9 protein-coding genes are annotated in these 11773 nt (G+C 70.0%); 3 read left to right on the forward strand and 6 right to left on the reverse strand.

The window, feature by feature from the left end; translation table 11 throughout:
• From B2284_RS09340 to B2284_RS09360, 5 genes are all read right to left on the reverse strand, one after another.
• Positions 1-932 (reverse strand): LLM class flavin-dependent oxidoreductase (locus B2284_RS09340; RefSeq protein ID WP_286697409.1); only part of this gene is annotated, 932 nt, incomplete at its 3' end.
• 154 nt (positions 933-1086) lie between these two features.
• On the reverse strand, positions 1087-1809 hold the full coding sequence (locus B2284_RS09345; RefSeq protein ID WP_286697410.1) for an SGNH/GDSL hydrolase family protein: 723 nt from the start codon (positions 1807-1809) through the stop codon (positions 1087-1089).
• A 464-nt stretch (positions 1810-2273) separates the two neighbouring features.
• Positions 2274-5600, reverse strand: coding sequence for a bifunctional lysylphosphatidylglycerol synthetase/lysine--tRNA ligase LysX (gene lysX / locus B2284_RS09350; protein WP_136788639.1), 3327 nt, complete (start codon positions 5598-5600; stop codon positions 2274-2276).
• Positions 5597-5953, reverse strand: a complete 357-nt coding sequence (locus B2284_RS09355; protein ID WP_006945125.1) for a hypothetical protein — start codon at positions 5951-5953, stop codon at positions 5597-5599. The genes lysX and B2284_RS09355 overlap by 4 nt, the downstream gene beginning before the upstream one ends.
• Positions 5950-6207 (reverse strand): hypothetical protein, encoded by a 258-nt coding sequence (locus B2284_RS09360; RefSeq protein WP_074040484.1) that lies wholly within the window; start codon positions 6205-6207, stop codon positions 5950-5952. Before B2284_RS09360 ends, B2284_RS09355 begins: the two co-directional genes overlap by 4 nt.
• A 347-nt stretch (positions 6208-6554) precedes the next feature.
• On the opposite strand from B2284_RS09360, the gene B2284_RS09365 reads away from it, so the two are divergent.
• A complete protein-coding gene (locus B2284_RS09365; RefSeq protein WP_286697411.1) occupies positions 6555-7067 on the forward strand; it encodes a PrsW family glutamic-type intramembrane protease in 513 nt (170 codons plus the stop codon).
• A 344-nt stretch (positions 7068-7411) separates the two neighbouring features.
• On the opposite strand, the gene B2284_RS09370 is transcribed toward B2284_RS09365, so the two are convergent.
• Positions 7412-9058 carry an SDR family NAD(P)-dependent oxidoreductase gene (locus B2284_RS09370; RefSeq protein ID WP_006945103.1) on the reverse strand — a complete coding sequence of 549 codons (1647 nt, stop codon included), beginning with the start codon at positions 9056-9058 and terminating at the stop codon, positions 7412-7414.
• 268 nt (positions 9059-9326) lie between these two features.
• Here B2284_RS09370 and B2284_RS09375 point away from each other — a divergent pair, with 268 nt between their 5' ends.
• Together B2284_RS09375 and B2284_RS09380 are read left to right on the forward strand one after the other, a co-directional pair.
• Entirely contained in the window at positions 9327-9530 is a 204-nt protein-coding gene (locus B2284_RS09375; RefSeq protein ID WP_115296821.1) for a hypothetical protein, read from the forward strand.
• A 1306-nt stretch (positions 9531-10836) separates the two neighbouring features.
• Entirely contained in the window at positions 10837-11724 is an 888-nt protein-coding gene (locus B2284_RS09380) for a CPBP family intramembrane glutamic endopeptidase (protein ID WP_050786507.1), read from the forward strand.
• Positions 11725-11773 lie beyond the last annotated feature (49 nt).

Raw genomic sequence — 11773 nt, forward strand, 5'->3', positions numbered from 1 at the left:
GCGGGCGAGTCGAGCAGCATGTCGAGCTCGGCGTCGGTGAAGTCGCGATCGGCCATGCCGAAGCGCGTCGCTATCATCTCGACGCGCGAACGCAGCACCTTTTCGTACATCGCGGACGCTTCGTCGTCAGTGTCGGCGGCGACGACGTTGAGCGCGGCGATGACGTACGGCGCGTCGAGCTGGGCGCTCGGCTTGAACTCCGAGCGGTAGGCGTAGACGGCGGCCTGCAGCTGATCGGGCGCGAAGTGGCTCGCGAACGCGTACGGAAGGCCCAGTGCCGCCGCGAGCTTCGCGCCGAACATGCTCGAGCCGAGGATGTAGAGCGGCACGTTCGTGCCCTTGCCGGGGATCGCCTCGATGCCCGCGAGCGGACTCGTGTCGGAGAGCAGCCCCTGCAGCTCGACGACGTCCTGCGGGAAGCGGTCGCTCGCGTGCGGGTCACGTCGCAGCGCCTGCCAGGTGCGCTGATCCGTGCCGGGCGCGCGTCCGAGACCGAGGTCGATACGGCCCGGGTGCAGCTCGGCGAGCGTGCCGAACTGCTCGGCGATCGTCAGCGGCGAGTGGTTCGGCAGCATGACGCCGCCGGAGCCGACGCGGATCGTCTGCGTCTGCGACGCGACATGCGCGAGCAGCACCGACGTCGCCGCCGACGCGATGTGCTTCATGTTGTGGTGCTCCGCGAACCAGATGCGCTCGAAGCGACCTGTCGCCTCAGCCCGCTGCGCGAGCTCGACGCTGCTGCGGATCGCGTCGCCGACGCTCTGATGGCTGCCGACCTGCGCGAGGTCGAGGATCGACAGCGGAATGTCGGCGGCCTTCTTCGCGAAGGAGTCGGCCGAGTGGGAGGTCTCGTCAGGGGATCGCAGGTCGGTGTTCTGGGCGGCGTCGAAATCACTCACGCACTCGTCAACGCGGACCCCGGCCTCGCCCATTCCCGGGCCGCATCCCCAAGGGTCCAGGCCGGCTGCGTCACATGGTGCTCGCTGCGTCAGTCGTGACTGACTCGACGAGCACGAAGTGACTCACCTGGCCGGGCGTGGTCGCTTCGGCCCGCGTCCGATAGCGCCGTGCGCGCACGAACGCCGATCACGCGAGCAGCGCGTCGATCTCCTTCGCGAGCTTCTTGTGCAGCCACGGCGAGGGGTGGAATCCGTCGTCGGCGAAGGCCTTGTCGCGCGCCCATTTCGGACTCGTCAGCGGTACGTGGCGGACGGTGGGGTAGTCCGCGACGATCGCCGCAGCGATCGCCTCGAACCGACGTGCACGCCCGCCGAGGGCGTCACCGAGCTGCTGCGGCATCGCGGGCAGTGCCTCGATCGGCGGCAACCCGAGCAGTATGACGGGGGAGTCGCCGGCGAGCGCCGTCACGCGGGTCAGCAGCTTCGTCAGGCTGACGCGCCACGCCTCCTCGGTGCGCAGGTTCTTCACGTCGTTGACACCGACGCTGATGACGACGACGTCAGCGCGCGCGAGTTGCGCCTGGGCGCTCGCGGGCTGGGTGAGGTGGGCGACGTCGCGGGCGTCGGCGCCCGAGCGGGCGAGCACGTGCCAGCTGACCGGCCGTTCGAGCCGATCCGACATGCGGCTCGCGAGGCGCCCCGCGATCGAGTCGCGATGGTGTTCGACGCCGACACCGTCGGCCACGCTGTCGCCGAGCACGACGAGATGCGGCTCGTGACCGTCCCGCTCGGCGTGGTGCTCGCAGATCGTGCTCGTGACGCCCTCGCGCCCGGCCGCACCGGGTAGGCGCGGCACGTCGCGCTGCACCTGACGCCCCTGCGCGATGAGCACCGGGCCGTGCAACAGCACGTCCGTCAGCGAATATCCGGGCAGTGACGGCCCGCGCGTATCGGATGGTGCGTCGGCCGATGCCGCCTCGTCCGGTGCGGCGGAGCCCGACGTGGTTTCCCGTGAAACGGGGTCACTCGGCGCAGGGGGTCGCCGGCCGGCGTCCCCGTCGGTCGCCGAGATGTCACGCATGCCCCCATCGTCACCCATTCACCTGCGCGTCGGCGCAATGACGCGCGGCGTTCACCGCACCGTTATCCGCATCGGCCCTTCAGGCTGGCTCTTCGCCAGACCCGACGCCCCCGCACCAACGCCCCAACCCCGCCGCCCCGGACCCGCCGCGGCTCAACGTACCCGCGCCGCAGCCCGACCCGTCCACACCCCACACGACGAAGCGTGGCGCGCACCCGTCGACGAGGAGAGTGCTCCTGGCCGACCGATGCGCGCCACGCTGTGAACAAGGCGACAAGGCGACGGTTACGCCATCACTGCCCCTCGTTGGGTCGCGTGAACGGGAACGCGAGCGTCGCGCGGATGCTGTTGCCCGTCAGCATCATGATGAGGCGGTCGACGCCGATGCCGAGACCACCTGTCGGCGGCATGGCGTACTCGAGGGCGGCGAGGAAGTTCTCGTCGACCTCCATCGCCTCCGGGTCGCCGGCGGCGGCCTTGAACGACTGCTCGGTGAGGCGGTTGCGCTGGTCGACGGGGTCGACGAGCTCCGAGTACGCGGTGCCGATCTCGGCGCCGAACGCGACGAGATCCCAGCGCTCCGACAGCTTCGGGTCGGTGCGGTGCGTGCGCGTCAGCGGTGACGTCTCGAGTGGGAAGTCGGTGTAGAACACCGGCATCGTCGTCTGGCCCTCGACGAGCTCGTCGTACAGCTCGAGCACGACCTCACCGGCCGTCATCGTCTCCGCCCAGTGCACGTCGTGCGCGTCGGCCACGGCGCGCACCTCCTCGAGCGGCGTGTTCGACGTCAGCGTCGTGCCCGTCGCCTTCGAGACCGCTTCGTGCACGGGCACGACGGGCCACTCGTGGTCGAGGCGCAGGCGCTCGACGCCGCCGTGTCCGTCGGGGCGGACGGCGACGGGCTCGCCGTGGATGGCCGTGGCGACCTCGAGGACGAGCTCGCGCGTCAGCACGCGCATCGTGTTGTAGTCGCCGTGCGCGGCGTACGCCTCGACGGAGGTGAACTCCGGGTTGTGCGTCGCGTCGGCGCCTTCGTTGCGGAAGTTGCGGTTGAGCTCGAAGATGCGGTCCATGCCGCCGACGGCGAGTTCCTTGAGGAACAGCTCCGGCGCGATGCGCAGGTACAGGTCGGCGTTGTACGCGTTGATGTGCGTGCGGAACGGTCGCGCGCTCGCGCCACCGTGCACCGCCTGCAGCATCGGCGTCTCGACCTCCATGTAGCCGCGCTCCTCGAACGCGCGACGCAGAGCGCTGACGCCCCGCGAGCGCGCGCGCAGCAGATTTGCCGAATCCTTGTTGACGATGAGGTCGAGGTAGCGCTGACGCACGCGTGCCTCGGGGTTGGTGAAGCCCGTGTGGTCGCTGGGGATGGGGCGCAGCGACTTCGACGCCATGCACCACGACGACGCGAGCAGCGACGGTTCGCCGCGACGGCTGTGGCCGAGTGTGCCCGTCACGGAGACGTGGTCGCCGACGTCGACGGTGCGTCGCCACAACCGCATGAGCTGCGGATCGACAGCGCCCGCCTCGAGCACGACCTGCAGGCGCACGTCGTGCTCCTCGATGAAGGCGAACACGACGCCGCCGAGGTCGCGCAGCGCTCGTACGCGGCCGCTGAGGGAGACGACGCCGGCGTCCACCCCGTTGCCTTCGACAATCGCCTTGCGGGCAAGATCGACCGTCATCGTGTACGGCACGTCGACGGGGTAGGGCTCCATGCCGGCCTCGCGCAGGACGTCGAGCTTGGCGTGGCGCACGCGCTGCTGCTCGGTGAGGCGCTGCACGGGTCGTGCGGGCGTGAGCAGCTCCTCGTCCTGCGCGACGACGAGCTGCGCCAGCGGTGCTTCGACGCCGTCGGGCAGGTGGACGATCGTGTCCGCGTCGTGGCTGGGGCGCGGTGCGTGGCCGGGCAGGAAGCCCTCGGCGCGGCCGGAGGCGATGCCGATGAGTGGCAGGCTGCCGACGGAGTCGAAGCAGACGAACCGGGTGTCCCAGCGCGGCAGGTACTTGGCGTTCGCCTCGTACAGCGATTCGAGCTGCCAGAAGCGGTTGCCGATCGACAGGATGCGGTCGGCGAGGCGCACGCCGATGCCGGCGCCCACCTTGTCGGCACCGGTGAACACGGAGCGGAACATCGCGAAGTTGAGCGACACGTCGCGCACCCCGAGGTCGGACGCCGCGTCGGCGAGCGCCGCGACCATCGCCTCGTTGACGCCGTTGGGCGCCTTCGGGGAACGGCGCATCAGGTCGAGCGACAGCCCTCGCATGCCCCACGGCACGAACGACTGCAGTGCGACGATCTGACCCTGTGCGTCACGGACGAGGACGGCGACGCAGCGGCCGTCCGTCGCGTCCTCGAGGCGGTTGAGGGCCATCGAGAAGCCGCGGTCGGGTTCGTCGCCACGCCACTTCTCGGACAGTTCGGTGATCTGGTGCAGCGTCTCGGCGTCGAGACGCGAGTGGCGTTCGACGTCGACGGTGCAGCCGGCCTCACGCACGCGCGCGACGGCGCGCTTGACGGGGCGCATCGCGCGCCCTTCGAGGCTGAACGTGTCGAGTTCGACCACGGCTTCGTCGCCGAGGGGGCGGGCCTTGAGCCCGGCCTCGACGTAGGCGCGCGCACCCGTCTCCGAGGCGGACAGGACGCCGGAGCGCCACGCGTGCTCGCGGGCGAGGGCCTGCCAGGCGCCGATGGCGGCGGGCCATGACTCACGGGCACCGAGCGGGTCGCCGGAGGCGAGGCAGACGGAGCCGATGACGCGGTAGCTGACGGCGGCCTCGCCGTCGGGGGAGAACACGACCGACTTGTCGCGGCGCGTCGCGAAGTAGCCGAGCGAATCCTGGTTGCCGTGCAGCGCGAGCAGGCGGCGTACGTGCAGTTCGTCGGCGGCCGACTGCACCTCGGAGCGTTCGGCCGATTCGGTGTAGCGCCACACCGTCAGCAGCAGCACGCCGGCGGCGAGGATGCCGGCGAACGCGGCGAGCCAGTGGGGCCCGTTGGCGCCGTCGGAGATGCCGTGCGGCATGGAGATGCCGGTGACGCTGCGGATCGAGAACCACAGGTGCTCACCGCCGTGCAGGTCGCCGGGGGCCGCCCAGGAGAGCATGAAGATGACGGCGATGCAGGCGAGCAGACCGGCTAGCAGCGTGACGATCGCGCGCCGCAGGGAGCCTGAGCGCATGCGGGCCGGGAAGTCCTTGCGCCGGATGACGAGCAGGACGAGCCACGCGCCGGTGACAATCGTCGTCACGACGATGAGGGCGATCGTGATGTCGTCGACTTCCTCGTCGAGGCTGTCCGTGCAGATGCTGACGGCGACGATCGCGCAGGCCACGAACTGGAGGGTGAGCACGGCGAGGGCGACGACCCACGCGGCGCGCAGCCCGCGCTTCAGGGCTGCGGCGGTGATGAGAAGACACAGGGCGAGGAAGAGACTCGGGCCTGCGGGGACGCCGACGACGGCGAAGAGGTCGTCGACCCAGTCGGCGAAGTCGCTGCGCGGCAGCGGGATCGACACGAGCGACCACACGCCGCCCAGGGCGACGAGCAGCCCCAGCAGCTTGGGCAACCATCCGTGGTCGTTCGCCACCGCGGGGTGGTGACGGGTGGGGGTGCTCATGCTGACGGTGCTCCTTCGACGTGCTCTGCGTTCGTTGCGGGATGGGGGGTCTCTGGGAGGCGGGCTGCTTCCTGTCTCGCGCGTTCGGCGCGGGCCCAGAGGTTGAGTGTCAACAGTGCGAGGGCCTGGAGGGCGGCTTCGAGCAGGATCTCGAACTGGCTCGTGTAGGCGCCGAGGGAGTTGGCGACGGCGAGCATGAGGACCATCGCGATGGAGCCGTAACGGAACGCACGCTCGACGTTCTGGTGCTTCGGGCTCATGGCGCGGAACGCGATGAGCGACAGGATGCCTGCGATGACACCGACGGCCGCTGACGCGAGGTACATCGACGCCGCGAGCGAACCGAGCTTCACGCGATCGTCAGCAGCAGCCCGCCCCAGAGGGCGCGCGCGATGTGGGAGACCTCGCCGCCGACCCGCGGGTAGCCTGTCAGGACGAGGTACGCGCGCGTCGCCGCGATCGTGACGGCGCAGGCACCGGCGAACAGCAACACGAGCGACGAGGCGTCCTCGCGCGGAACGATGCCGCGGGAGCCGCCGCGCCCTGACGGGGCCGACGACGCGCCCGCAGGCGTCGACGAGCCCTCTCTGGCAGGGGTGGCAGTCATGTCATGACGCTAGCAAAGCGTTTCGCCCCTGCCTGGAAGACCATGCGGCCTGCGGGGCGCCTTCGTCGCGCTCGGGGCGTCGGCTCGGGCATGGCGGGAGTGGAGGGGAGGAGGCCACCTGCGACGATCGACCTGACGACCGAGCGATGCCATCGGAGGGCAGATGAAGATCACGCAGGTGGGGCCCGCTCTGGCCATCACGGCGCTCCTGGGCGCGACCTGGGCCGTGCTGGCAGCGATCTCGGCAGCGACCCCGACTCCCGTCGAGACGGTCGCGGCGAGTGAGACGAAGACGCTCGAGGGGGCTGACCGGGGACTCCGTGACGTTCCGGGCACCTGAGGGCGGGGTGACGGCACCGTCCTTCTCGCGCTCCTCGGCCTACTTCGAGAAGGACGAGCAGACCCTGACGCTGGCTGTCGTCGACGGTAGCGTCGACTTCGACACGACCGCCGACCGCATCGTGCGACACCTCGACGAGCAGGGTGTGGCTGTCGCCTTCGACGGGGGCAAACTCAGCACGCGCAACGGCTTCGCCTGGCTCGCGATGCATGCGAACGACCACCTGTTCGCCTTGTCGGCGAAGCCCCTGCCCGAGGGCAAGGGGGCCGACCGGGGCGCCGCCATCGCGGGCCCCACGAGCGAGGAACGGGCGAAGATGCTCGGCGTCGTCATCATCATGCTCGTGGCCTCGCGGACGTTGCGGCGGTCGATGCACGGTCTGCTCGTCGGCGCGTTCGTCGGGTGTCGTTGGCGCGGCGCGTGCTCACGTTCCACGGGCTCTTCGCACTGGGTTGGGGGCTGCACTTCCTGTGGAACTCGCCGGTATCCGAGGGTCGCGACGGCCCGGCGATCCCCTTGAGATCGCCGTCAGCGTCACCGCGTTCTTGCTCGTCGCCCGGCACGCCTGGGCGCAGGAGCGGCACTACCTCGCGAGCGCGCGCGAAGCCCTGGCCGCGGGGGGTTTCGTCGCCTTCGACGACGTCGTCGCCAGCGCTGCAGGCACTCGCAAGGAGCGCAAGCAGGGCCTGCAGACTGCGCGTCAGGTCGGCGGTCGCGCGGAGAGGAAACGGATCAAGCACGTCCCCGAAGGGCTACCTCGACCACCTGCAGGCCTGGGGTGGTCGCGGCACCGGCGTCGACGAGGTCGTTCGAGATCTGGTGTGACGGTGATTGCTCCCCCCGAGCGCCGGGGGTGCGCGCCCGTCACCAGGGATGCTCGGCGAAGTCCTTGAGAAAGACGCCGTACTGGTCGATTCCGTTCTCACCCATGACGATCGGGTCGTAGACGCGGGCGGCGCCGTCGACGAGGTCGAGCGGCGCGTGCCAGCCCTCCTCGGCGATGCGCAGCTTCTCGTGGTGCGGGCGTTCGTCGGTGATCCAGCCGGTGTCGACGGCCGTCATGAGGATCTTGTCGGTCGCGAACATCTCACCCGCCGACGTGCGCGTCATCATGTTGAGCGCCGCCTTCGCCATGTTCGTGTGCGGGTGGCCGGGGCCCTTGTAACGGCGCGAGAACTGCCCCTCCATCGCCGAGACGTTGACGACGTACGCGCGCCGCGCCCCCCGCGCGACGGCCGCACGCATCGCCGGGCGCAGACGGCTGACGAGCAGGAACGGCGCTGTTGAATTGCAGAGTTGCACTTCGAGGAGTTCCAGCGGATCGACTTCCTCGACCTTCTGCTTCCAACTGTTCGTGTCGACGACGTCGGGCAACAGGCCACCCGCGTCGACCGCCGTGCCCGCCCGATGCGCCTCGAGGCTCGCCTGCCCCGCCGACAGAGCGAGCGACGTCATCGCCGCCGCGCTGCGGGACGGGTCGAGAGCGTCGGACGGGTTGAGCGGGCCGGCCGCGGGCGTGACGCCGGGCGCATGGACGTCACGTCCGGCGTCGGGCTGGGGCTCGGCTTCGTCAGTGGCGTGGGTGTGCTGATAGGCCGCGAGGGTGCCGGCGAGGTTCGCGGGGTGAGCGTCACTGATGCGGTCGAACTGGACGATCTGCGGCAGCTTGACGTCGCGCGGCAGCGGAAGCTCTTCTCCCGCAGTGAGATTCGAGTACGCTCCCGGCGAGCGACGCACCGTCTGCGCCGCGTTGTTGATGAGGATGTCGAGCGGGCCGTCGGCCGCGACCTCGTCGGCGAGGGCGATGACCTGCGTCGGGTCACGCAGGTCGATGCCGACGATCTTGAGGCGGTCGATCCACTCCGGTGAGTCGGCGAGCTCCGCGAAACGACGCGCGGCGTCGCGGGGAAAACGCGTCGTGATCGTCAGGTGCGCGCCGTCGCGCAGCAGCATGAGCGCGATGTACATGCCGATCTTGGCGCGACCGCCCGTCAGCAGGGCGCGCTTGCCGCACAGATCGACGCGCTGGTGACGCTTCGCGTGACTCATCGCCGCGCAGTTCGGGCACAGCCAGTGATAGAACGCGTCGACGGTCGTGTACTTGGCGTGGCAGATGTAGCACCCGCGCGGCGTGTTGAGCTCTCCGGCGACCTCACCGATGACGTTGGACGTCAACGGGATTCCCTTCGTCTCGTCGTCGATGCGCAGCGGCGAACCCGTCGCCGTCGACGCCAGCACCTTCGCGTCCTGCTCGCGCAACGGGCCGAGCTCAGCAGCCCTCGCCTCCGCGCGACGCGCCTTGCGCACCCGCTTGTACATCGTGCCCGCGGCGCGCTTCACCGTCTCGATGTCGGGGTGGCCCGCGGGCAACTCGTGCAGCATCCCGATGACGCGCAACGTCGTCGCCATGTCCTCGGCATCGATCGCGGTCTCGGCGAACAGCTGTTCCTGCTCAGGTGTGACGGACGCGTCGTCACGGGCGTCGTCGTCCTCTGCGGGCTGTTCGTTCACGCCGTGATTCTAGAGGTTGCCGGTGAGGCGAGCCGGCGCTGCCCTCATGGGTGGGTGTGCCTCCCCGTGAGACTCTGCCCCGCCATGACCGGAGCCGGCGGTGTTTTCGCGGGGCGGGTGGCGGTGGGGGTCGGCGTGTCTCGAGGCGATGTCCGGAAATTCAGTCAGACGTCCAGATAGGGTGAGAATGATGACCTCGGGGGAGGTCGGCGCGCAGGGCCTCGGGGGCGTTCGGCTGAACGCGAGGTCGGCAGGAGAAAGGTGCACGATGAACCACGAACACCGCAAGATCTCACTCGCGGAACGACTCATCGTGACGCTCGGCGTCGGCATCTCGCTGGCCGTCATGGCCGTCGTCCTGATCCGCATGGCGAGCGCCGGCGCCCACCCCGTTGCGGTGTGCCTCATGGCTGCGGCGCTCGGCGGGGCGCTCGTCGTCGCCATGCGCCTGTGGCGCGGTTCGCAGGGCTGACGTTCGGCGCCGCCCGCCGGGTGTCATCCGCGCGGTGAAATCGGCCTGGCGTGGCCGGCTCGGCCGCCGGGGCGTGTCCCCCTACGCTCGTCTTCTTGGCGCCGCCGGCCTGTACCCATCCGCGATTTTCGTCCACATTCGTGACGGGGGCCGACGACGCGAACGTGGACGAAAATCGCCGATGTGACCGAGAAGCGCACATGGGGACGCGGTTCGCGAAGGTGGACGGAAATTGCGAAGGTGGACGAAATTCGCAGGTGGGGCCGGGTGTCTCAAGGTGCGCCGTCTCTGTTAGCCGTCGGACGAGGTGACGGGGGTGGTGCGGCGTCAGAAAGCAGTCGCTCGCTGCGCACGACCAGATCGTCCGACGGCGGGCTTGCATGACGCGTGGCCGGACGGCGCGCTGTCCGCGTTGTTGACGGGCACCGCCGACAGGGCTCCCGCGAATGGCCCCGTCGCGTTGACGACGCGTGGCCGGACGGCGCGCTTCTCGTGTTCCTGGGCGCTGCCGGCAGGTCGCGTGGCTGTCCCGGGTGGCTCCGTCGCGCTGTCGACGCGCGGCCTGACGTCGCGCTCCTCGTGTTCATGGGCGCGGCATTCGCCGGCGTCGTGACGCAGGCCGTCATCGATCGGCTGTGCCCAGAAGACGGTGTGCAGCGTGTGAACGGCGGCGGACGGGTCACCCGAGCCATACGAGGACACCGCACGACCCGTGCCATCTCGTGTCGTAAGGCCTAGTGCCGGCTCACCGCGTCATGTCATGGTGCTCAGCGCACCCTCATCGACGCGTGACACAGTAGGCATCGTGACCGACGAACGCACCCATCCGGACGACGACGCCTGGCGCTACGTTCCGCCGCGACCGCGCGAGACCCCGGCGTCGGTTCCGGGTTCGCCCGCGCCGGATTCCCGGGCGCACACGTCGGCAGCTTCCGCGAGCGACGCCGCGGCACCGACGGGGCAGCTGCCCAACGCATGGCACGAAGGCGCACCCATGCCGCACGGTTGGTCACAACCGCCCACAGGATCGATGTCGTCGCCTCCTCCGGCGCCGAACGCCCCCGGTGTGGGATCGTTCGCCCCGGGCGGGTGGCCCCCGCCGTCAGCTCCCCGGCCCGCAGCTTCGGGTGCGCCTGCGCCGGCTAGTTGGTCCCAGCCGTCAGCTCCGCAGCCTCAGTATCCGCCTGGGGTGTTGTTGGCGCCGGCGTCGCCCGGCGCTGCGTATCCCGTTGCAGCGCAAGCCGGTCCGCGCAAGCCACCCCCGGCGTGGGCATTCGAGCAACCGAAGCCGTTGCCGTATCACCGCATGGCACGCATCGACTGGCGCGTCGCGCAGTGGTGGCGTCCTTTCGCGACGCTGGGTGTGGCGTTCGGTGTCACGATCGTCATGATGATCGCGCTGGGCGTCGTCGCGCTCGCATGGGAGGGCCTCGGCCTGCCCGCTGCGAGCGAGAGCCTCGAGGACGGTGGCAACCCGGCCGACCTGATGGCGATGCTCGGTCCGCTCGCGGCGCTCGTCCCCATCGTCGTGCTCGCGTCGTGGTGGGGCGCCGGGCGTCGCGGGTCGATCCACTCGGTGTTCGGGCGATTCCGCTGGGGTCTGCTGGGGCGTGCGGCGCGCGTCGTCGTGCCGATCTATGCCCTCGTGATCCTCGTGCCGCCCCTGCTGTTCGGCCGCGACGAACTGACGGTGCCGCCTCTCTCGGCGTCACTCGTCGCGTCGTACGTCATCATCCTCGTGCTGACGCCGTTGCAGTGCGCGGGCGAGGAGTACCTGTTTCGCGGCATGCCGCAGCAGGCGCTCGGGACGTGGCTGAAGTCGCCGCTGTGGGGCATCATCCTGCCCGTGCCGCTGTTCATGCTCGGCCACGGGTATGACTGGGTCGGCCAGATCGACATCGCCTGCTTCGCGTTGTGCATGGGAGCGCTGGTGTGGCGCTCCGGCGGCCTCGAACTGGCGATCCTCGTGCATGCGGCGAACAACACGATGTCGTTCTTGCTCGCGCCACTGACGCCGAACTCGCTCGAGCAGGGCGCCGTCAACCCTGCTGCGCTGCTGTTCTCGCTGCCGCTGATCTTCGGCATCACGGCGTGGCTGTGGTGGTGGGTCGGCAAGCAGTACGGCGTCGACTGGAAGACCCCCGTCCGACGTCTCCCCGGCCCGCAGCACGAACAGGTCGGCCGCTGGTTGTGACCAGCTGCGATACGCGTCCGCATCTGCGATTTTCGTCCACATTCGCCGC

The organism is Dermacoccus sp. UBA1591, from assembly GCF_002322065.1.
Taxonomy (GTDB): Bacteria; Actinomycetota; Actinomycetes; order Actinomycetales; family Dermatophilaceae; genus Dermacoccus; species Dermacoccus nishinomiyaensis.

Bases quoted from the DNA above. Each gene is read 5' to 3' on its own strand.
- B2284_RS09380 (WP_050786507.1), top strand. From the start codon at position 10,837: ATGGCACGCATCGACTGGCGCGTCGCGCAGTGGTGGCGTCCTTTCGCG.
- B2284_RS09360 (WP_074040484.1), bottom strand. From the start codon at position 6,207: ATGACTGCCACCCCTGCCAGAGAGGGCTCGTCGACGCCTGCGGGCGCG.
- B2284_RS09375 (WP_115296821.1), top strand. From the start codon at position 9,327: ATGAACCACGAACACCGCAAGATCTCACTCGCGGAACGACTCATCGTG.
- lysX (WP_136788639.1), bottom strand. From the start codon at position 5,600: ATGAGCACCCCCACCCGTCACCACCCCGCGGTGGCGAACGACCACGGA.